Annotated in this window: 1 protein-coding gene; it reads left to right on the top strand. The window is 60.6% G+C overall.

Annotated features, from left to right (window positions below):
- Window positions 1-241, top strand: a 241-nt coding sequence (locus Q4528_RS15700) for a hypothetical protein (RefSeq protein WP_303522650.1), incomplete at both ends; no start/stop codon positions are given.

Consider the following 241-nt stretch of genomic DNA (forward strand, 5'->3'; position numbering starts at 1 on the left):
CTTCAAGTTCACCGGCGGTGTCAGCGCTTTTCGCGAGAAACTGATCGACGGTATGGTCGCACGCGGCTACGACCGCGATTTCGCGGAACGGACATTCAGGCAGTTGGAAGGTTTCGGCAGCTACGGCTTTCCCGAGAGCCACGCAGCGAGCTTCGCGCTGATCGCATATGCGTCCTCCTGGCTGAAGTGCTGGCATCCCGATGCATTCTGCGCCGCACTTCTGAACAGCCAGCCCATGGGG

Origin of the sequence: Staphylococcus pasteuri, assembly GCF_030547725.1 — a bacterium.
In the GTDB taxonomy this organism is placed as follows: domain Bacteria; phylum Bacillota; class Bacilli; order Staphylococcales; family Staphylococcaceae; genus Staphylococcus; species Staphylococcus pasteuri.